The organism is Variovorax sp. Varisp46, assembly GCF_059491885.1.
Genome location: NZ_CP168515.1, coordinates 3,921,963 through 3,942,982 on the forward strand (window position 1 = coordinate 3,921,963; position 21,020 = coordinate 3,942,982).

17 protein-coding genes and 3 pseudogenes are annotated in these 21,020 nt (G+C 62.1%); 10 read left to right on the forward strand and 10 right to left on the reverse strand.

From position 1 onward, the window contains the following. Positions 1-9: 9 nt before the first annotated feature. Both ACEN9N_RS18550 and ACEN9N_RS18555 read right to left on the reverse strand, forming a co-directional pair. Entirely contained in the window at positions 10-1,752 is a 1,743-nt protein-coding gene (locus ACEN9N_RS18550; RefSeq protein ID WP_007835748.1) for an ABC transporter permease, read from the reverse strand. A 48-nt stretch (positions 1,753-1,800) separates the two neighbouring features. Next, complete coding sequence (locus ACEN9N_RS18555) at positions 1,801-3,123, reverse strand: ABC transporter substrate-binding protein (protein WP_413333492.1); 1,323 nt, start codon at positions 3,121-3,123, stop codon at positions 1,801-1,803. A gap of 264 nt (positions 3,124-3,387) precedes the next feature. Between ACEN9N_RS18555 and ACEN9N_RS18560 the strand changes: the two genes are divergently transcribed. Both ACEN9N_RS18560 and ACEN9N_RS18565 read left to right on the forward strand, forming a co-directional pair. After that, on the forward strand, positions 3,388-4,473 hold the full coding sequence (locus tag ACEN9N_RS18560; RefSeq protein WP_042673743.1) for an ABC transporter ATP-binding protein: 1,086 nt from the start codon (positions 3,388-3,390) through the stop codon (positions 4,471-4,473). Positions 4,474-4,726: 253 nt separating this feature from the next. After that, positions 4,727-5,482 (forward strand): phosphatase PAP2 family protein, encoded by a 756-nt coding sequence (locus ACEN9N_RS18565; protein ID WP_007835751.1) that lies wholly within the window; start codon positions 4,727-4,729, stop codon positions 5,480-5,482. Between the two features lie 38 nt (positions 5,483-5,520). Here the strand turns inward: ACEN9N_RS18565 and ACEN9N_RS18570 are convergent, their stop codons facing one another. Further along, complete coding sequence (locus ACEN9N_RS18570) at positions 5,521-6,156, reverse strand: L,D-transpeptidase (RefSeq protein WP_237726120.1); 636 nt, start codon at positions 6,154-6,156, stop codon at positions 5,521-5,523. A 591-nt stretch (positions 6,157-6,747) separates the two neighbouring features. Between ACEN9N_RS18570 and ACEN9N_RS18575 the strand changes: the two genes are divergently transcribed. Further along, positions 6,748-6,909, forward strand: coding sequence for a hypothetical protein (locus ACEN9N_RS18575; protein WP_162130820.1), 162 nt, complete (start codon positions 6,748-6,750; stop codon positions 6,907-6,909). Positions 6,910-7,152: 243 nt separating this feature from the next. On the opposite strand, the pseudogene ACEN9N_RS18580 reads toward ACEN9N_RS18575, so the two are convergent. Beyond that, a pseudogene (locus ACEN9N_RS18580) lies at positions 7,153-7,365 on the reverse strand (urocanate hydratase); the annotation flags it as partial. A 224-nt stretch (positions 7,366-7,589) separates the two neighbouring features. On the opposite strand from ACEN9N_RS18580, the gene ACEN9N_RS18585 reads away from it, so the two are divergent. Together ACEN9N_RS18585 and ACEN9N_RS18590 are read left to right on the forward strand one after the other, a co-directional pair. Next, on the forward strand, positions 7,590-9,233 hold the full coding sequence (locus ACEN9N_RS18585; RefSeq protein ID WP_495654220.1) for a hybrid sensor histidine kinase/response regulator: 1,644 nt from the start codon (positions 7,590-7,592) through the stop codon (positions 9,231-9,233). 199 nt (positions 9,234-9,432) lie between these two features. Next, positions 9,433-10,299 (forward strand): DUF3108 domain-containing protein, encoded by an 867-nt coding sequence (locus tag ACEN9N_RS18590; RefSeq protein ID WP_495654221.1) that lies wholly within the window; start codon positions 9,433-9,435, stop codon positions 10,297-10,299. Positions 10,300-10,397: 98 nt separating this feature from the next. Here ACEN9N_RS18590 and ACEN9N_RS18595 read toward each other — a convergent pair whose 3' ends face one another. Beyond that, positions 10,398-11,045, reverse strand: a complete 648-nt coding sequence (locus tag ACEN9N_RS18595; protein WP_007835757.1) for a response regulator transcription factor — start codon at positions 11,043-11,045, stop codon at positions 10,398-10,400. Positions 11,046-11,156: 111 nt separating this feature from the next. Here ACEN9N_RS18595 and ACEN9N_RS18600 point away from each other — a divergent pair. After that, a pseudogene (locus ACEN9N_RS18600) lies at positions 11,157-11,251 on the forward strand (IS5/IS1182 family transposase); the annotation flags it as partial. Between the two features lie 170 nt (positions 11,252-11,421). Here ACEN9N_RS18600 and ACEN9N_RS18605 read toward each other — a convergent pair. Continuing rightward, positions 11,422-12,159 (reverse strand): annotated as a pseudogene (locus ACEN9N_RS18605) (IS5 family transposase); the annotation flags it as partial. A 444-nt stretch (positions 12,160-12,603) separates the two neighbouring features. Here ACEN9N_RS18605 and ACEN9N_RS18610 point away from each other — a divergent pair. Continuing rightward, positions 12,604-13,824, forward strand: a complete 1,221-nt coding sequence (locus ACEN9N_RS18610; protein ID WP_495654222.1) for a tyrosine-type recombinase/integrase — start codon at positions 12,604-12,606, stop codon at positions 13,822-13,824. A 560-nt stretch (positions 13,825-14,384) separates the two neighbouring features. On the opposite strand, the gene ACEN9N_RS18615 is transcribed toward ACEN9N_RS18610, so the two are convergent. Next, a complete protein-coding gene (locus ACEN9N_RS18615) occupies positions 14,385-15,254 on the reverse strand; it encodes a helix-turn-helix domain-containing protein (protein ID WP_495656400.1) in 870 nt (289 codons plus the stop codon). A 185-nt stretch (positions 15,255-15,439) separates the two neighbouring features. On the opposite strand from ACEN9N_RS18615, the gene ACEN9N_RS18620 reads away from it, so the two are divergent. From ACEN9N_RS18620 to ACEN9N_RS18630, 3 genes are all read left to right on the forward strand, one after another. Beyond that, a complete protein-coding gene (locus ACEN9N_RS18620) occupies positions 15,440-16,309 on the forward strand; it encodes a fumarylacetoacetate hydrolase family protein (protein ID WP_495654223.1) in 870 nt (289 codons plus the stop codon). 10 nt (positions 16,310-16,319) lie between these two features. Next, positions 16,320-17,108 carry an alpha/beta fold hydrolase gene (locus ACEN9N_RS18625; protein ID WP_495654224.1) on the forward strand — a complete coding sequence of 263 codons (789 nt, stop codon included), beginning with the start codon at positions 16,320-16,322 and terminating at the stop codon, positions 17,106-17,108. A gap of 61 nt (positions 17,109-17,169) precedes the next feature. Then, on the forward strand, positions 17,170-18,510 hold the full coding sequence (locus ACEN9N_RS18630) for a metal-dependent hydrolase family protein (RefSeq protein WP_495654225.1): 1,341 nt from the start codon (positions 17,170-17,172) through the stop codon (positions 18,508-18,510). Between the two features lie 384 nt (positions 18,511-18,894). Here the strand turns inward: ACEN9N_RS18630 and ACEN9N_RS18635 are convergent, their stop codons facing one another. The 3 genes from ACEN9N_RS18635 to ACEN9N_RS18645 form a co-directional block, all read right to left on the reverse strand. Next, on the reverse strand, positions 18,895-19,422 hold the full coding sequence (locus ACEN9N_RS18635; RefSeq protein WP_495654226.1) for a hypothetical protein: 528 nt from the start codon (positions 19,420-19,422) through the stop codon (positions 18,895-18,897). A gap of 240 nt (positions 19,423-19,662) precedes the next feature. Continuing rightward, complete coding sequence (locus tag ACEN9N_RS18640) at positions 19,663-20,316, reverse strand: hypothetical protein (protein ID WP_495654227.1); 654 nt, start codon at positions 20,314-20,316, stop codon at positions 19,663-19,665. Next, complete coding sequence (locus ACEN9N_RS18645) at positions 20,313-20,960, reverse strand: PIN domain-containing protein (RefSeq protein ID WP_495654228.1); 648 nt, start codon at positions 20,958-20,960, stop codon at positions 20,313-20,315. Before ACEN9N_RS18645 ends, ACEN9N_RS18640 begins: the two co-directional genes overlap by 4 nt. Between the last annotated feature and the right edge of the window lie 60 nt (positions 20,961-21,020).

Consider the following 21,020-nt stretch of genomic DNA (forward strand, 5'->3'; position numbering starts at 1 on the left):
GATGTCTCCTCAGATCTTCGCGGGAACCGCCCCGAACGGCAGCGGTGCTTCCTCTTCCACAGGTCTCGCGACGAACCGGCTGCTGGTTCGCTCGACGACAACGTGCGATATGTAGGTACCCAGCGCGACAACGACGATGGCCAGCACGCCCAGAGCCGCCCCGGGGCCGCGGCCCGCGACACTCTGCATGTACAGGTAGATGCCATAGCTCATCGGTGCCTGCGACTGGCTGGTGGTCAGCATGATGGTGGCAGACAGCTCGACGGCAGCCGTGATGAAACTGGTGACGAAGCCCGCCAGAATCCCTCCCGCCATCAACGGCACCACGACGCGCCGGATGGTTCGTGCCTTGGTCGCCCCCACGCTTTCGGCAGCCTCCTCGAGCGAGACGTGAATCTGCTGCAATGCCGCCACGCACGACCGCAGCGCATACGGCAGGCGTCGCACGGCGTAAGCCAGCATGATCATGACCCAGGTGCTGGTGAGAAGCACCTCCGTACCAGGGACCAACACACCCTTGAAAAAGCGCAGATAGCCGATGGCAAGGACCAGGCCGGGGACAGCCAGCGACGCCGTTGCTATCACGTCCAGCCAATGGCGTACCGGCAGCCGCGTGCGCAGCAGCAGGTAGGCGATGGTCGTGCCGAGCACCACGTCGAGGCCGGCGGCGAGCCCGCAGTACAGCATCGTGTTGCCAATCATGCTGCCGGCATCCTGGAATACCGTCGCATAGTGCGCGAGGGTGTAGGCGTCCGGCAAGGGAGAGAAGCTCCACACGTTCCCGAACGATAGCAGCAGCACGCCGATGTGGGGCGACAGAACCAGCAGCATGACCAGTCCGATCCACCCATAGGCCAGAAGCGATCCGGCGGGCGACAGCACGCGCCGCTGAATGGCCCCGCCACCCTTCTGGATCGTCGAGAAGTCCTTGCCCTTGAGCATCCGTGCAGACAGCGACATGGCGGCGATGGAAAACGCGATCATGATCACGCTGGTCACGTAGCCTAGCGGATCTTCCAGCCCCACCTGGGTGATGCGCAGGTAGGCCTGCGGGGCGAGCATGTTGGTCGTGCCCAGCACCAACGGTGTGCCCAGGTCGTCGAAGACCTTGACGAACACCAGCGACGCCCCCGCCACGAACCCCGGCAGCGCCAGCGGGAAAATAACGCGCCAGAAGAGACGCCAGCCGCGGCAGCCGAGGTTCATTGCAGCCTCCTCCATCGCCCCGTCTATGTTGCGCAGCGCGAGCGTGAGGTTCATCAGCACGAAGGGAAAGTAGTGGATGGACTCGACGAAGATCACGCCGCTCAGCCCATCCATCAGAGGAATCGAGAATCCGAGGTACTCGTTGAGCAGCAGGTTGATGCTGCCCGAGCGCCCGAAGATCAGTTGCAGCGCCACCGCACCGACAAAGGGCGGCATGATCAGCGGGAGGACGCCGAGCGTCTGGATCAGGGCGGCGCCGCGGAACTGGAAGCGAACCGTGAAATAGGCCAGCGGCACCGCGATCAGCGAAGCGAACACGGTCGACATCACCGCCACATAGAGGCTGTTGAAGAACGCCTCCTGCATCAGCGGCTGGGAAAAGAATGCGACGAAGTGCCCGATCGTCGGACTCCCGTCTGCATTCACGAACGCGGTGTAGAACACCCATGCCACGGGCATGACGAGGAACAGCAACAGGAAGACGGCAACCAGACCTGCGGCGCACCACGCGCCTGACCGCACATCCGATGGGAAAAGACCGAGCATGAAGATCTCCATGGCAGCCCGGCATTGCCGCGCTGCACGACATTGTGGTTACTTGAGGAGGGCCTCGGCCTGCTCGGCCAGGCTCCGCGCCTGGTTGTAGTTTTCCAGCGCCTTGCCGCTCCAGTCGCCCTCGAGGCCGGTGATCCGCTTGTTCGCCTCGGCATCCTTCTTGTTGGCCGCAAACATCGTCAAGAAGGCCTTGTCGGCAACCATCGACGCACTCACCAACGGCGTGAACGCGAGGCTGCGAGCCCTCTTGATCAGCGCGGCCGCCTCCGCATGAGGTTTGCGGGCCAGCGCCGCCTCGGCCCCATGAATGGCCTTGGTCGCGGCCTTCAGCTCCTTGTGCCGAAAGGTGATGGTCTGGTCGAAGAGAGACGAGACGACGTTGTAGCGCGTGGCGGAGAGATCCGCGTCGAATTTGACCTTGGTGCGCCTGGCAACCTCATAGGCGTTCGGAAAGCCGGCTGGCATTTTCAGTTGCTCGGGTGGCAACACCGGAAGACGGGAGATCTGCGGAGCAACGAGCAGTTGTTGCCCTTCCTTCGACAGCGAGAACGCAATGAACTTCCTGGCTTCCTCGGCGTTTTTGGCACCGGCGATCAATGCAATGTTGGCTGGCACCATGGCCGTGACGCTCGGGTAGGCGAACTCCACCGGAAAGCCCGAGTACTTGCCTGCGAGGCCGAAGAAATCGATCACCATGCCGATGCCGAACTGCCCGTTGTTGACACCGTCGGGAACGCCGAAACTGCGCTCCGTGATGGCCGCGCTGTTGCCCGTGATCTGAAGCAGTTCCGACCATCCCTTGTCCCACCCCTCTCCCTGAAGAATTGTCTCCACGGTCAGGTGAGTCGTGCCGGAACGCGAGGGCGAGCTCAGCGCCACGTGGCTGAAATAGATTGGTTTGGTGAGGTCGCTCCATTCCGCGGGCGCAGGAAGCTTGTTGGCCGACAGGTACCGCGTGTTCCACATCAGTCCGTACCCGCCGAGCGCCTGGCCGAGGTACATCCCCGAGGCCTCGTTGAGGGGGTAGCTGCCCACGGTCTTGGGGACGGACGGATTCGCCAGCGCCGCAATGGGCTCCAGCAGTTTCCCGTTGACCAGGACCTCGAAGGCATCGGGTGCCGAAGCCCAGAAGACGTCGGGGCGCTGTCCTGCCGGCATTTCGCGGACATAGGCGACGCCTGCGGTGGTGCTCTTGTTCAGGATTTCAAGCTTGATCGAGGGGTTGGCTTTCTCGAACGCCGTCTTGTACGCTTGTGTCAGCTCCTTGGGAAACGATGTCACGACCGACACGGTGCCGGCGTGCAGCGCTGCGCAACCAGCGAGGGCGGCCAGCGTCAGCAAGGGCCGAAAGTCAATGCGCATGGAAGTCTCCGTTGTCTTGGTGATAGTGGGCCCGAGCTTATGGCCGAGGCGGAACGCATTCCAATCACAGTTTTTGATTCGAGGCATTGCCGGGAGCCTCACTCGGGTTTGCCCGTGCAAGTGGCTGCGACAGGTCGCCACCATCTGGCCCCTTGCCGTCATTGCCTTGCATACTCCCCTCTTTCCCGCTTCACCATCGGCCCTCGAAACCGCACCGCCCTTCACTCGCCGTCGGACCACTCTTTCATGCCAAATGACATCTTCATGAAGAAGGTACGCGTGGAATGTCGTCACATTCACTTCTCTCACGGCCCGGCAAAGGCATTGAACGACGTCAGCCTCGACATCGCACCGGGTGAATTCTTTGCCTTGCTGGGGCCGTCGGGCTCGGGAAAATCGACGTTGATGCGGGTCATCGCCGGGCTCGAGGCGCCTGACCTGGGCCGCGTGCTTCTGGACGGCCGCGACGTGTCCGAGGAGCCCGCCTGGGCCCGGCAGGTCGCCATGGTGTTCCAGAATCACGCCCTCTGGCCTCATATGTCCGTGGCAGAGAACATCGCCTTCGGCCTGATTGAACGCCGGGTCGAACCGCCCATCGTTCGCATCGCGGTCTCCCGGTGGCTGAGTGCCATCGGCCTGCAAGGCCAAGGAGATCGTGAACCGAACCAGCTTTCGGGGGGGCAGCAGCAACGTGTCGCATGGGCACGGGCCCTTGCCGCCGAGCCCCGACTGCTGTTGTTGGACGAACCGTTCTCCAACGTGGACAAGACGCTGAGACTGGGACTGCGGCAACAGCTGCGCACTTTGCAGCAACACCTTGGCATCACGACCGTGCTCGTCACGCACGATCAGGAAGAGGCACTCGGCTCGGCAGATCGAATTGCCGTGCTGGACAACGGCGCCGTCCAGCAGGTCGGCAGCCCCACCAGCCTGTACGACTACCCGGCCAACACGACCGTTGCCCGTGCCGTTGGTCAATGGAACCTGTTCATCGGCTCGGTGCGCTCGCGGCAAGGTGGCGTGCTGCTGCTCGACGTTGAAGGTGTCGGCGAACTGCGCGTGCCGCTGCGATCGGACACACCCGCCACCTCGCGGCTCTCCATCGGCTTCCGCCCGCATGCCGTGAAAGTCGGCCATCAGGACGACGTGCACGACGCCCGCTACACATGGCTCGCAGGCACGGTGGAGAACGTCGAATTCCTGGGCAGGGCCATCCGCTACCGGGTGCGAATAGGCGATCACGCCGTGCTGGTGGACGAGCCGCATCATCGCGGCGCATCGCGCCAGGCTGTCGGTACCGACATCACGCTCGGAATCGAATTGGCTCGGTGCCGGCAATTCGCGGCCTAGCTTTTCGTCTCGGATTCGCGCCCCCAATGCGTCTTTGATCTCGACCCGAGCGCACCGAGCGCGATGGCCTTATGGCCGTCATCAGAAGACGTGATTGGAAGGATGCCACCTGCTCTGCTATTTTTGCGTCGCCTGCCGCCCCAACCACGGTTGACGAGGGCTATCACACCGGGCGCGCACCGTGAACCCGATCGTCCTGCCCATGCCGGACGCCCGATCCGCGGTCGCTCCGCACAACGAACGGAGATACTCAATGCGCATCATCACCCGCAAGCTTTGCTGGCTATCCCTTGTCGCCTTCTTGTTCACCGGCTGCACGACGCAAGTGCCGCCGCCGGCCGGCGTGCCGCGGGTCTACGAGAAGACCGTCGCCTCGCCGGTCAAGGACGAAACCTACCTCGATCCAGCGCAGATAGACACCACGCGCTTCCTGGCACCACCTCCCGATGAAACGTTCACTCGACGCGAAATTGAGCAGATGCTCGTGCTGCAGCAGCTGCGCACGCCGGCGCAGGCGGAACGATCCATCGCCGACCTAGAACAAAGTATTTTTCGGTTTTCCGATGTGATGGGCGAGCGGTTCAGGAAGGAAGACCTGCCGCGGACCGCCCAGCTGTTCGAGACCCTGTACAGAACCGAAAGCAGTCTCAACAAGCAGGGAAAGGAAAAATGGCAGCGCACGCGGCCTCCGCTGTTCGATCAGCGCATTCAACCGGTGGCACGGTATTCTTCCAGCGGCTCCTACCCGAGTGGTCACTCGACCTTTGCCTACCTCGCCGGGATTGTGCTGGCCGACATGGTTCCGGAAAAGCGTACGCGAATCTTTGAGCGTGCCAGCGAGTTCGGCGAAAACCGCGTCCTCGGTGGCGTTCACTACCCTAGCGATACCGAAGCGGGTCGTCGCCTGGCGACGATGATCGCCGTCCTGATTCAGCAGAATCCCGCGTATCAACGCGATTTCGCCGCCGCCCGAAAGGAACTGCGCGCGTTGCTCGACCTGGAGAGATGATCGTTGAGCGCGGCCAGGCAGGCTCCGGGGTCGACGCGTCATCTATCGCCATCCGGCAGGAACTTGAAGTACTCGCGCATCGGCCTTCGCTCTGGCAAAACGTAAATCACACCATGCGCATTGCCAAACAGCGGCTTCACATGCGTGTCGTAGAAAAGCGCTGGAACATTGATGCATCCATAGGAGATACGGTGATCTTCTGCGTTCGTCGATGCAAGTCGCTCCAATCGCCGCTCGGCCTTGTTGCTTGTCCGCACTCGATGCATGGACACTGCTGCGTCGTAGTCGACCCAAACGACGTCTTCGCCCTGCAAGTTGACCCCGGGTTCCGAGACGAAACGCCCGGCCGGTGTGGTGCGCTCTTCAGGCCGTATTTCAGACATCTTTCGCTCCCCGATCCCCGGCACCGATTCATCGCCATGCGCGAGTCCCAGCAACACCGGCGAAGCGCCTCGCAGACCTCCCTCAACGCCATAGATGAAAACGCGTGCTCTCTTCTTATCAACAATCGCAAAAGGAAGACCCTGGCTATCGCGTGCATCGATTGCCGCTCGAGCCAGCCGCCGAACCTCGACCGGCACCGCAACGCCTCCAGCGGGCTCCCCAGCATCGGCTATTTGAGCGAAGCTCGCAGCACAAGCCAGGACGAAGGACAGGAGCAGCGAATTTTTCATAGGCAGCCGGAACCGTCTGGCGAGAACGCTAGGTCGACTGGATGAGTCAGCAACGAAAAGAGAAAAATGCGCAGCCGCCTATGCGGACGTGGCGACCGCGTTTGAGGACTGCAGGTGATCAGCCTCGATCGGCGCGAGCGCGGCGTACACGCGGTGCGGGTGCGGGCTCAGGGGCCGGCGCTGCCGTCACGACACGAGCCGGTGCGGCTGCCGGGGCAACCGCGCGAACAGGTGGTTGCGCGCGTGCGGCAGGTGTTCCGGATTGCAGCGTCGTACCGGTTTCGCCCATGGGACCGCCAGTCTGATTTTGTTGTCCAGCTGGCAACTGTACGTTGCCAGAAATAGGAGGCATATCTGTCTTTGCCGCTGGTGCCACCCCTTGCGCCATCGTAGGAGCAATTGCGAAGGCCATGGCGGTGGCAACCAGGATGCGATACATAGCGTGTCGAGTCTTCATTGTTAGATCTCCTTGGGTTTCATTTCGACAGGCAATCCTCGCGGGACAATTCCCAACGAGAGCGCAGTCTGAGATCAAGAACGCCAAGGACTGTGCGGGGACATACAGAACGCAGTTGGCGACTCAGGTGGATCGTGAGATTTGACACGCTTCGTGCCGCAAAGTACCAGGACCCATTCGCCTCGCTCGCTCCGAGCATGCTGCGCCTGTTCCAGAACCTGCAGGCGCACCGCGACTTGGCTTGCCTCTTCATCAGCATGACCTCGCGGCCGTCGAGCAGATCGGCGGCCGCGTGATCGTGATGGAGCACGGCCGCATCGTGGAGCAAAGCGCGCGCGACGCGGTGTTCGATGCACGCTCATGCCAGTTTCTCTGCAAGGGATCACTTCGACGGTATCTGTATACCCAGTCGCACTCACTGTTTTGCTCCTATCTTTAAAGATAGGCGATAGACCGTGTCTTGTCATTCATGGGGCTAGCTCATGTACACAATCAGCGTATTGATGCAGCGCGATTCCTTACTGCGCACAGATTCACGATCAAGGCGTTCTGCAAATCATCGGCAGCTTGAGCCCCTGCTTCTTCGCGGTGGCGACCGCGATGTCGTAGCCCGCGTCGGCGTGGCGCATCACGCCGGTGGCCGGGTCGTTGAACAGCACGCGCTCGATGCGCTTGGCGGCCGCGTCGGAGCCGTCGCACACAATCACCACGCCCGAGTGCTGCGAGTAGCCCATGCCCACGCCGCCGCCATGAAGCTCGACCGCCGTACGGCTATGGAGCCTCAGCAGCGCCCGAGGCGAGTTCTTGCTGGCAGCTACCGCGCAGAAGGCGAAAGCCCCGGTGCGCTTGTGGAAAATGACGTCGTCTCGGAAACAGGTCTCTGCCCATGACGTCCCCATCCTTGCTCCCGGCCACCCGACGGCAGCGTCGCCTCCTGGCGGACGCAGCCAGCCATGCGCCGATATCGGTGCTCGCGATGCTGACCCTGCCGACCCTGCTGTGGTGGCTGCATAGGCATTACAGCGGCGCGCCGCTCATGGATGCGTGGGTTCCCCTGATGTGGTTGCTGGCGGGCGCGATGCTGCTCGTGCTGCACCACCTGCGCGTCGATCCGCCCAGCACCGACAAGGCCGATCGGCGTTGGCGCGCCGGGCTGATGCTGCTGGCCGTGCTGGTTGGACTGGGCTGGGCGGCACCGGTGCCCATCACGTTGCACGAGCGCCTACCGCTGTTCCATCTGGTGCTGTACGCGTCGCTGTGCGCGGTCACCTCTTCGGGCGCGATGTACCTGAGCTTGCTGCCCGCCATGTTTCTGTGCTTTTCCGGCAGCGTGATGGCCGTGGCCCTGGCCGGTGCCTATTGGATCTTTCCGCAAGACTGGCCGTTTATGGTCGCCGCGCTCCTGCTGTTCTTGGGCGTCACCGTGCGACATGCGCGGCAGAATCGACGTTTCATCGAGCGGCAGCTCGCGCTGGAAGAGGGCTACCGGGAGATGAGCGAAAGGGCCGCTCAGGCCTTGCTGGAAAAGAACCACTTCCTCAATGCCGCCAGCCACGACCTCCGCCAGCCGGTCCACGCGATGCGCATGGCCGTGGAAGCCGGCCTGCAGCTACACGGACAGGACGCTCATCTGATCCCTCTGCTCGAACACCTGGAGCAATGCGGACAGAGCATCCATTTCATGCTCGAGTCGCTGCTCGATCTGGCCCGCGCGGAATCCGGCCACCACACGGCGCAGCCACAGACACTGTCCGTCGACGCGCTGATGGCCGATGTCCCGGTGCTGTTCTCGGCACCGGCTCGCGCGAACGGGCTCGCTCTGCGCCTGCGCGCGCCGCGCCGTGAAACGCTCCATGTGCGCACCGATCCGGCGCTGCTGCGCCAGGCATTCTTCAACCTGGTGCAGAACGCCATCCGATACACGCCCCGGGGCGGTGTACTGGTCGCCGCGCGCAGAAGAGGGACGGCGCTGCAACTGCAGGTGTGGGACACGGGCGTCGGCATCGCCGCCCCGGAGCAGGCCAGCCTCTTTGCGCCGTTCGAACGCGGGCCCGCCACCGCAGCGCCCGGCCAGGGCGCTGCCCACGGGCTGGGGCTGGCCGTGGTGGCGCGCAGCGCCATGCTGATGGGGGCCATGTATGGCGTGCGCTCGAGGCCCGGCCGCGGCTCATGCTTCTGGCTGCAGCTACCGTTGGCGGAGGCGCCTGCCGCGCCGGCACGACCACCTCAGCGTGCCCCGGCCGAAGCGCGCCACCTGCCCGGGCATTGCCTGGTCGTCGAAGACGAACCCCACGTCGTGCGCGCCTGGCGCATGCTGTTCGAGGCATGGGGAACGACCGCGCGGTTCGCCGACGGCGTCGACATGGCGCACCGCCACCTGGACGAGGGCTTCAGGCCGCAGGCACTGGTCTGCGACCTGCGTCTGCGCGGCGGCGACAACGGCTGGCAACTGCTGCAGTCTCTCGCAGCCCGTTGCCCCGACGCGGGTTGCCTGCTCATCAGTGCCGATCTGTCGGCGCCGGAGATCGGCGAGGCCGACGACTTCGGCTGCCTCGTGCTGCACAAGCCGGTGGAGCCCGACGCGTTGCACCGCGCGTTGCGGGCGTGGATGCACGCCTAGGGCACGGCCACATTCATTTCGCCGCAACCTCACCCCGCTGTGCGTGCAATATGCCGCACCGCTTCGTCTCCAACTTCGAGCGCATGTACTTTGGTACATGGTGCGATCCACTGCCATTGGCTAACTTGCAGATCCGTTCGCCGGACGCCTGCCGTCCGGACAACACACCGATCCCGGACAGCATTGAAGTGGAGGAACCATGTCCCAGCCCCAACGATACAAGCACCTTGTCACTCTCCTGGCCACTGCGGCGCTCGCGGCCTGCGGCGGTGGGGGCGGGGGTGGGGGTGGCGGCATGCCCCTGATTGGCGGCCTGCCGACACCTGCACCGTCGCCCGCGGCCCCACCCGATCCTTCACCCTCGCCGAGCCCGGCGCCAGCGCCTTCGCCGGCACCAACACCCACGCCTGCTGCATCTGGCTACGCGGCATGCGTCAACGAGGCCGACTGGCATGAAGGCACCACGCTGTCGCAGCAGATTCGCGTCACCCTGGCCTCCGGCCAGACCACGACCTCCGAGACCACCGTGCGCACGACCGGCGCACGTCAATCCTTCGCCGGTACCAACCCCGTCCCCTGGATTACCCCGCTGCCGAACGGCGACGTGTCCACGACGTACACCGATCTTGCGGGTGGCAACGTCATCCAATATGGCTTCGAGGCCAAGACGGCCACGCAAACCAACACCGGCGTCTACGATCCGCCACCGGCCTGGCCGATGGACATGCCCCAGGGCCAGGCGATGGTCCGCACCTGGGACACGAAGATGACGATCACGGGTTCGAGCGGCACATCGGTGGTCGACCAGGGCACCATGAAGGACGAGGTCACCTACCTGGGCCAGGAGAGCGTACAGACCGCGCTCGGCACCTTTGTCGCCTGCAAGGTGAGCGCCCATATGTACTTGACAAGCGGCGGAACCACGACCGATCAAGGCACCGCGATCAGTTGGATGGCGGCCGAAGGTCCCTATCGCGGCCAAGTCCTCAAGGGCGAGACGCGTGACAGCAAGGGAGCGCTGCTGGCGACCAACGAATCCGTGAACATGACATACACGCCCAAATAAAAAAACGCGCAGCCCGGGCCGCGCCCGTCCTTTCAAAGGTGCCTCGGTCCGGCTCCCTTCGCGCGGTTCTTTCCGTCGAACGGAGCCGGCCTTTTGCTTCACCCGGCCAGCCATCCCACCTCGCGCGCCACACGCAATAGCTCGACGCGGTTGGCCGCGCCACTGAGCTGCAGCATGTTGGTCATGTGCATCTTGATGGCCCGCTCGGTCAGCCCGATCGTGGCGGCGATGGCCTTGTTGCTCATGCCTTCGCTCAGGTGCTGCAACACCTGGGCCTGGCGTGGCGTGAGGCGCACCGACCGCGCCACCTGCGCCTGCACCGACACCTCCGGCGCCGGCCAGCGGGCCTGGCCATCGAGCGCCGCGTCGATGGCCGTCCACATCGACCGGGCATCCTCGCTCTTGCGCAGGAAGCCGTGGGCGCCGTGCTGGCGGCAGGTCTGCGGCAGATGCGGCCGCGTATCGCCCGTGATGACGATGCGCGCGACGCGAGGGTGACGACCGGCAAAGGCGTCCAATGCGGCCAGACCTCCAGCCTGCGGGTCACCGAGATGCATGTCGATCAGCACGCCCTGCACCTGCTGCGCGTCGGCGAGTGCCAAGGCCTCGTCCAGGGTGCCGGCGCACAGAACCCGAACCTCGGGTCGCAGCGCGCGCAAGCCGAAAGCGAAACCGGTCCGGTATAGAGGGTGGTCGTCCAGCAACAGCAGGGTGACGGCGGTAGACGTTGCGTCGAGCATGGGCATGGAAGTCCAAAGAAATGCTGATCAATAGATCGCGGCGGGCACGGCCCGTGCATGTGCATGTGCATGTGCATGTGCATGTGCGAAGGTACCGCAAATCACAGCACCATCGAGATGAACCAACGCAGCTTTGCCCCGCCGAGCAAGCGATGAAGAAGAAGCGCACACGACGCGAGAAATTTCTGACCGACACGGAACGCGTTGTACCGTGACTTCGCTTAGGGCCCATTAAGGAACGTCGATCAAGTCGTAAATTGATTTGATGACAAGCCTGGGTGTTGTGCAGCTGCGCTCGCAGGCCCGTTGCACTGGCATTCGATGTGTTTGAGGGCTCCTGTAGCGCCCCTCAGGCCGCGTGCGGACGCACCCGGCCCTCTGGCATCTTCGCCATGTCACCGGGCCGGCCCGCAATGTGCCACTGCACATCGCGCGTCACCCGCGCCTGCGCGCCCCGATAGCCCAAGTCGGCCCACACCTGCTCTTCCTTGCCGTGCAGCAAGTCAGTCACCTGTTCCACGTCCGCTTCGTTGGCGGCCGTCGCCGTCACGGTATGCACCAGTCCCGACTCGGCATCCACCGCGATATGCGCCTTCATGCCGAAGTGCCATTGGTTGCCCTTCTTCGTCTGGTGCATCTCGGGGTCTCGCTCGCCCGTGCTGTTCTTGGTGGAACTGGGCGCGGCGATGATGGTTGCGTCCACGATGGAGCCGCGCTTCAGCAGCAGCCCCTTCCTGGTCAGGTGGGCGTTGACCTGCTTGAAGATGTCCTCGGCCGGATCGTTGGCCTCCAGCAGGTGGCGGAAGTTCAGGATGGTCGTCTCGTCGGGCATCGTCTCCAGACCGAGTCCGGCGAACGTGCGCAGCGAGGCGATCTCATACAGGGCTTCTTCCATCGCCGGGTCGCTCAGGGCGAACCAGTTCTGCATCAGGTGCACGCGCAGCATGGCTTGCAGCGGGTAGGGCCGACGGCCTCGGCCTGCCACTGGATAGTGGGGCTCGATGACCTTGAGCAGCGCCTTCCACGGCACCACCAGCTCCATCTCGGCAAGGAAGACTTCGCGCCTCGTCTTCTTCCTCTTGCCCGCTTGCTCCGTATCCGCAAAACTGATCTGGCTCACCGCTCGTGCTCCTGTGCAGGGTTCAGGCCTTCATGCAAGAAACGTGCTCTTGATCAGACCTTCCTCAACAGTGAGGGTCATGGTATCGGCTAGAAAATACCATGATTGATGCCATGTTTGGCGCTTGGCTAGTGGCAGTCTGCGACAGCTCCCGCTAGACCAAAACGGATGCATCTCCCAATGAAAAAGTCCCGTCACATGAACTGCGCGGGACTTTTTGAAAGTTGCTCAGATTGATTCTGGCGGAGAGTGTGGCCCCGCATTCTAACTGCAGGGCTGTGCAAGGGCAACCAACAGGGTACAAAAACTGTTTAAAAACAGCCACTTAGCCGATAGCCATCGTGCAGCAAAATGCAGCAAAAACCAGGGCAGCGCAGTATAAAAAGGGGGTAATATTGGGGGTACAGCCAGTTCGGATGCGGATTCTGGCTATACCACTTTTGTATGCGCCACAACCTGTTGACCGATGCCGCCGTAAAAAGCAAAAACAAGCCGCCGGGCTACTATCTCGATGGCCGTGGCCTGTACCTTCAGATAGCGCCCAAGGGCGGCCGGTCATGGTTGCTGCGGTACAGCCTAAACGGCAAATCGCGGGAGATGGGACTTGGCTCCGTGTATGACGTGGGATTGGCCCGTGCTCGCGAACTGGCGCAGCAGCAACGTGAGCTAATAAACCAGGGCATCGACCCCATTAACCATCGCTCAGCCGTCCTCGGGCAGCGACAGGCCGCGGAGGTTAAAGCGGCACAAACCAGCGTGACCTTCGAGGCATGTGCTCGCGAGTACCACAAGGCCCACGCAGACAACTGGAAGAATGCCAAGCACGGCGACCAGTGGATCAACACCCTAACAACATACGTTTTTCCGGTGTGCGGCAATCTTCCGGTTGGCGCAGTGGGAAAAGCCGAGATTCAGAAGGCGCTGTTGCCCATCTGGAAGAAGAAGGCAGAAACAGCGAGCCGCGTATTTCAGCGGATTCGCACTGTCCTCAACTACGGCGCTGCCAAGGACTACTGCACTGGCCTCGATCAAGAATTCTGGGAGCAGTTGAAGCTGGCACTCGGTGCAAATGATCGCGCGCGGAAGGTCGAGCACCACGCCTCATGTCCACATGCTGATGTTGCAGCTCTGTTGTCCAAGATCAAAACCGGCACCGCCACACCGACGGTCAAGCTAGCATTCGAGTTCATCGTGCTCACAGGGGCCCGCAGCGGGGAAGCTCGTGGTGCTCGGTGGTCCGAATTCGACGCAAATCTCTCAACCTGGACGGTGCCCGGCGAGCGAATGAAAGCCGGTCGCGAACACCGGGTACCGTTGTCACCGCGCGCTCGCGAAGTTCTACTCGAGACGCGCAAGCTGCAGGGCATCGAAGATCACCAGGCATCAAATGGTTTGGTGTTTCTCAACCCCAAGGGCAAACCCTACAGCGACATGGTGTTCACCCAGCTCATGCGCCGCATGGGTCTGGAGTACACGATGCATGGATTCCGCGCCACCTTCCGCACCTGGGGTATGGAGGCGACTCAGTACCCGGACGAGATGTTGGAGTTTGCGCTGGCACACGTCGTCGGAGACCAAACCGTACGTGCGTATGCCCGCAGCGACATGGTGGAAAAGCGCAAGCGGCTAATGGAGGACTGGGCTATCTACCTGCAAGGGAAGTGAAGTCAGACCTGAGGTCGAAAGCTCCTGCCTCCCGAACTTCGGGTTCAGACTGGTTGCAGTCCGTCGGCGCGGCCCGCTGAATTGCTGTCTAGACCCAGGTTAAAGAGAGCGAGCTCGCGCACTCGGCCCTCCAGTTGACACCCGCAGCGCCCAAATGTCTTTGAGCTTGAAAGGCGCCTTCTGCGCCGACGATCTTGCCCTTGTTCCAGGGCACTCGGTAGGTTGCAGAGTTTTCGGCTGCCATGACGGTCTCACATCGAGTTGAGGGAGCCTCAGCATGCCCGGTCCGGACTGGAGCTGTCCTGAATGCAGCGTCCAAGCAGCGCCTGCTGTCACTGGATTAGGCATCAGCTTTCGCGACTACGTTTGACTTAAGGCGAGGGGCGCAATCGGCCACGAGTTGCCGCTCGTGTTGCCACGGGCAATGCCCGGTTCGGTCGCGAAAGCAGTCGCTCGAGCACATACCCGATGTTAGTGCCGCTTGGTGTTTGGCAAGTCTCCGCCATGGGTAGCTTGTTCTTTGATCAAGCCGCAGACAGTTCTGGAGTTCTTCTGAGTACCTAAGACGACTGGCCTTCCCGCGGTATTCCCGTGACGGTGACTGGCGAAGGTGCACGTGTGGCTCGCTTGAAAATCGAGGGTGAAATCCCGGTGTGCTCCTTGAAGAAGCGCGAGAAATTGCCGGGGGCTGAAAACCCCAGATCGAGTGCCACGTCTGTGAGTTCGCCACCTTCACTGACGCGCCGCATCGCCTCCTCGACTCTCACCCCACTCCAGAACACCTGCGGCGTCGTGTGCAGCTGGTCACGGAACAGCGCGAAGAAATGGGCGCGCGACAGCCCAACCTTGGCGGCAATTTCATCGATGGTCGTTTTTTCAGACACATGCGCACGCATATGGGCAATAGCTGCGCGAAGGCGATGGTCCAGGGTAACGCCAATGCCGCCACCCACAGCGGGGGCATCGACGCCGATCGTAGAGGCCGCAATGGCCGCCTCCAGCAAGCGCTCTACTTCCTTGTCGATCTGCTTGCGTCCGCTGCCAGCGGAGATCATCAGGTCCAGTACGCGCCAACACGAACGGCGCAACGCGTCCCCGATGGGAACGCGCGGTGACGGAAACCGGAAGCTGCGGTCCTTCGCCTGACCAAGCTCATCGAGCCAGTCTTTCTTGATCATGAAGACAATGAACAGGCTCGAACCGGTGTCGTCCAGGCGCACCATGTCGTGCGCCTCAAACGCGTTGACGCCTAGCGCCACGCTTTCGCTGTAGTGCACGATTTCCATACCGACGTGCGCGCAGGCACGCGCGCCGCCCAGCCAAAGGGCGAGCTGCGTTTCCGAATGTGCATGCGACACCAGATTGGCGCTCGCCTCCAGGACGATTGCCGTGCCGAACGCGCCTTCGTGGAGTGCATAGGCTTCCTGCATCTGCATGCTTCATCGAGGTGGGTTGATGCGATTGTTCCTCCCCGCACCCCTGACCGGCATAGCGCCTCGGGTAAGTCCTTAGGACCACACCAGACGATTTGATACGCCGCCGGATCGCTCGATAAGCGCGCTCGGCTCGCAATTTCTAAAGTTGGCGCATCGCTAATACACAGGAGCAAACCTTCATGCGAATCGCGACCTTTACAAGCGAGGGCCACCGAAAGGTCGGCCTCGTTTCCGCAGATGGGAAGACCGTTACCCCACTGCAGCTCACCCAGGCCCAAGCCGATCGTGGCGTGCTGACGCTGATCGAATCCCTGGCCGAGGGCGGCTCGCTCCCGGAGGCGTCCGGTCCTCCGGTCAATCTGGCCGACGTGGTGCTGGATGCGCCGCTGCCCAAACCGCGCCGCAATCTCTGGTGTGTGGGCCGAAACTACCACGCGCACGCCAAGGAGCTGTCTGCCTCGGTGTTCAAGGACAACGCAGCCAAGACCGACGAGTGGCCCATTGTCTTCACCAAGGTACCCGAGTGCGTCGTGGGCCCGCATGACGACGTGCTCGTGCCTTCCAAGGTGTCCGTGCAGATCGACTACGAAGCCGAACTGGCCGTCGTGATCGGAAAGGGAGGCAAGAACATCACGCGCGCCGCTGCGATGTCGCATGTGTTTGGCTATACGGTCGTCAACGACGTGACCGCCCGCGATGTGCAGATGCGCCATGGGCAATGGGACATGGGCAAGTCTTTCGACACCTTTTGCCCCATGGGACCGTGGATCGTCACCGCGGACGAGTTCGACGGTACCAAGACGCGCGTACGTTGCTGGGTCAACGGCGAGATGCGCCAGGACGGTCCGACCGAAAACATGATCTTCGACATCCCCACGTTGATCGAGACCATCTCGCGCGGCATCACGCTCTACCCCGGAGACGTCATCGCCACTGGCACGCCTGCCGGCGTAGGCATGGGCATGAGCCCACCGCGCTACCTGCGCGCGGGCGACGTGGTGCGCGTGGAAATCGACCGGCTCGGCGCCATCGAGAACAAGTTCGTCTGAAGGGGTGTGCATGACGACTCAAGTTCTGAATGGTCTGACTGTCGAGATCGATGGTGAAGGCGCGGCGCTGCTGTGCATCCACGGGCTGGGTGGTTCGTCGAACAACTGGACGCCCATACTGCCGGCGCTCGGTAGCTTTCGCCGCATCAGGCCCGATCTGCCGGGCAGCGCGAGGTCGCCGCTGCCTGCTGACGGTCAGACGCTGTCGATCAAGCACTACGTGGAGACGATGATGCGGCTTCTCTCGAAGCTCGACATAGGGTCGGTGCACGTGATGGCGCACTCGATGGGCACGATCGTCGCCCAGCACCTGGCACTGCGCAGGCCTGGCACGGTGAAATCGCTGGCGCTCTTCGGCCCGCTGGCTGCGCCTCCCGAGGCAGCTCGCCCCAGCATCGCGGCCCGTGCCAACGCGGCGCGCGGCGGTGTGGCGGCCCTGCAGGAGATTGCCGATGCCATCGTGAAAGGCGCGACGAGCACACAGACAAAGGAGCAGCAGCCGGCAGTGCTCGCGCTGGTGCGCGAGAGCGTGATGCGCCAGTCGCCCGAAGGCTATGCGCAAACCTGTGCGGCGCTTGCCGAAGCGCAGTCGGCTGTGCTCGAACGCATCGATGTGCCAACGCTCCTGGTCACCGGCGACCAGGATGGCGTAGCCCCCGTGGTCAATGTCCGCACCATGCAGGAACGCATCGTGGGCAGCCGCCTCGTCGTGCTCGAAGGATGCGGGCATTGGACGACTTTCGAGCAACCGCAGCGCTGCGCACAAGAGCTTGAAGCCTTCTACGCGGCACTGCCCTGAGCAAGCGCCGGATTCCATTTCGACAACCCATTGCCGGCACAACAAGCCGGAGGAGACAACGATGACCCGTATTGCATTCACCAATGTCCGTATCTTCGACGGCTCGGGCGAGGATCCGTATACCGGCGACCTTCTCGTCGAAGGAAGGCGCATCGTAGAAGTCGCTCGCTTTCCAAAGCGCGTGAGCATCGACGATGCGCGCGTGATCGACGGCAAGGGCCGCTTTCTCATGCCGGGGATGACCGAAGCCCACACGCACTTCTCGTGGAACGACCAGCCTTCGCTCGCGGCCATTCAGTTCATGCCGCCTGAGGAGCACATGCTCTGGTGCGTGCGCGTCGCCAAGCGCTACCTCGACATGGGGTGGACCTCCGCGATTGGCGCCGCAGCGGCCAAGCCGCGGCTGGACGTGGTCTTGCGCAACGCCATCGACGCAGGCGAATTTCCAGGCCCACGCTACCTGGCCGGCAGCCAGGAGATCACCACCATCGGCGCGCTGGGCGACAACACACTGCCACACATGAAGTTTGAGGAGCTCAGTTTCGGCAGCGTGTGCAGCGGCCCCGAAGAGATCCGCAAGTCGGCCCGCACCTTTATCAAGTACGGCGTCGATCACCTGAAGATCAATCTGTCCGGCGAGTACATCGCTGGCCTGCCGGCCGAGATGTCGCCGTTTGCGGACGACGAAGTAGCCATGCTGGCGCAGGAAGCCAAGCGTTACGGCAAACGCATGGCCGCGCATGCGCGCTCCAGCGAATCGGTCAAGCAGTGTGTGCGCCACGGCATCGAAATGGTTTACCACGCTAGCTTTGCCGATTCGGAAGCATTGGACATGCTGGAGGCGGCCAAGGACCAGCACTTCGTAGCGCCTGGCATCGGCTGGCTCATTCGTACGACCTACAACGCGGCCGAGTACGGCATCACCGAAGCTGTCGCCACTCAAATGGGCTACAAGCGCGAACTGGAGATCGCATCCGCCTCGTTGCGCGAGATGCACAAGCGCGGCATTCGCATCCTCCCGGGCGGTGACTACGGCTTTGCGTGGATGCCGCATGGCACCAATGCCAACGATCTTCAGTACTTTGTCGACTACATCGGCATGACCGCGAAGGAAGCGCTGACGGCTGCGACCCGACTGGGTGGCCAGATCATGCAGCGGCCCGATGAGCTCGGACAGTTGAAGGCGGGATTTCTTGCAGACATCGTTCTCATCGACGGCGACCCGCTGGAGGATCTGTCGCTATTGACGGATCCGGCCAAGGTTCAGTTAGTGATGAAGGATGGCGTGATCCATAAGGACTGCGCTACGCCTGTTCCACCGCACGCGGCGCTGCATCTGGAAGGTGCCGACACACCGCTGCAGGAACAAGGCGTGAAGGAAGCCTTGGCGGAGATGCACTGACCGCGGCGGGTCCAGCTGCTCGCTTATGGGTCACGGCGAGCAGCCGATTTTCAACACAAGCGGTCGATCAGTGGACCCTTCTGAAATTCGGCATTGGGCCCGAAGCCGACTTTCCCCTTGCTCCGAAACGGCCAGTCGAACACGCGCATGCAACCGCCTTGGCTGAGGACTGTCAGCGAGCACTGCAAGTACTGCGACCTAGGGTCCACTCCAACAGTAACGCTGCCTGCGCTGCAGGTCGTTGCGGTCCTTGCGTCAGATTTCACCGAGGAACAAAAACTTGAAGTCGTGAATCCGAGCGGCCCGTGCCCAATTAGAACGCTTGTTTGGGAGAACGCTACCGTGGATTAATGCTTCGGGAGCCAGCGGCAGTAATCACATAGCTCAGAAGCGCCGTTCTTCGCCTTTCACGGCACAGCCGCAAATTTGCAGTGTTTCAACGCAGCGAGAACGTCTGCTGGCGGGGTTCGCAACCTGCCGCTGGAGCACTTCGAGACGACCAGGCTCATATATGGCGTACTCAAACTTGAGAACAAGATTCTCAGACCCCATGAACAAGTGCGCTGAAGACGCTACAGAAGCCAGTTCTAGCGCGTCGGCAAATTCGCCTCTAATGATTGCGCCGCGATGTACGGCCACCTTTCCGCCATCAACTGCGCCATCCCAGGCCCGGATATGCGTCAGCCGCCCGCCGAGAGAATTGGACCGTATCGCGCACGCAGAGCGCCCCTTTGTCACCACGTACCAAGCTTCTCCGAAATCGAATGGCGCTCCATTGACAGTGAGCTCGCCGCCCTCACCAACCCACCATCCATCAATAGCTGGTGATGCACAGGCCGCTCCAGATAAAAGGGTCACCGCGATGGAGGCAACAAACGAGATGAAAGAGACTCTACTCTGCTTTGCTGTCATGTCTGCTCTCGTGCAGCTTGGACCCAGACGGACGGTCCAAAGCTTTTGATGGTTCGGTCACTGGAAGATTAAGCTCGTCGCGTGCTCCCTGCATGAAGCCTCTGTGAAGTTCGCCCGCTCATCAGTACAAAATTCCAAAGGCACCATTGGCCTTGGAAGGCCTAGTTTTGGCCGCAAGACGCCCGTCATCCCACTTGCAGGATCGGCCAAGACGCTGGCCGACCGCCGCTACGAATGGCTTCAGATGCCTGCATTGATAAGCGACCGAATTGCGGTCGCCTCGCTCACCTTGCGCGCCTCAAACCTGCCATATACGGAGAAGTGAAGATGGCTATAGACGGTCTTCATTTGCTGTCGATGCAGGATGCCGAGCGGTCCAAGCTGCCCCAACGGCTTCTTTGCCAGCCACGGGAAGCGACCTGTGGCCTGCATGAGGAGGGCCACCGCTCGTGGCACAAAAATGTGCTGTGCGGCACCAGCTAGGACAAGTTCACTGAGCCTGGACAGGTGGTCATTGCTTAAGTCTGCTGGCACAAGGCTACTTCGCCCGACCGTAGGAAGGTGTAGCAGCTCGATGAATGCGACTTGACTCGCCTGCTCTGGCGTAAAGCCGATACGGGCGAAGCTGCGGTGATAGAAGCGGCCATCCCCTGCGTATTGAGGTAGCAGAAACGGGTGATGCACTTGGTGCCTTCGCCAGAAGGCGACTCCGTCTTCGTGATACTCCCGCAGCTTTTCGAAGATTGGACTGACCCCTATCTCTGCAGCGTAGTTCGCATCAAGGCCAATGAACAGGAACTTTGCTTCTGCGGGATTTGCGCCTTGATACGGCTTGCTGCGGAATAGCGAGTTCAGGACTCGGCTCGGATGCTCGATGAACATACGACGCTTCAAACGGTCAGCTTAAGGGACGTCCCGCTCGGGGGACTCAGAGGGGCGACAGCCTGAGCATCTGGGTAGCCGACCTTCGTCCCGCTGATGACCACAAAGCCACCGACCTCAAGGCTTTTGATAATGTCCCCTGTCACGCCTTCTGCCAAGCCACCAGGAAACATCCCTTCGATGGTTGACTCCAGAGTCTTCAGAGTTGCCGGCCGGCCACCTGGTCTTTCGGCCAAAGACGCTGTCACGAAGGCAACCTTCGACTGCAGCGTCTTGGAGTTGGCCGCTTTCACGTGCGGAATGTCGGCAATGGACTTGTACTTGCGGGCAAACACCTTTCGGTCTTTGAGGTGCTGAATCAGTGGGTCGTACCCACCATCTACGGCGATGACATGGAACACAGCCGTCGGGTCCTTGGCGAGCAGCTCGCCCAAGTAGAAGGCAATGTGAAAATCGAGCGCGTTGCGGCCAGAGCCTGAAATTCGCAAGTACTCAGCGCGCGTGCCCAGCCGTTGCAACCGAGAAGCGAAGTCGATGGGCACCTTGGTCTGCGTGGCACCGATGAAGACCATGACACGGAAGTGCTCGAGGTCAATGGCTGCAAGGAGCTCAGGCTGCAGGTTCTCGAAATCAATCAGGACGTAGTTTGTTCGCATCGCGCGACGTTTTCATTCGTGAAATGTTGAGCCTAGTTTGAGGCGCTCGTAGGAAGCCTT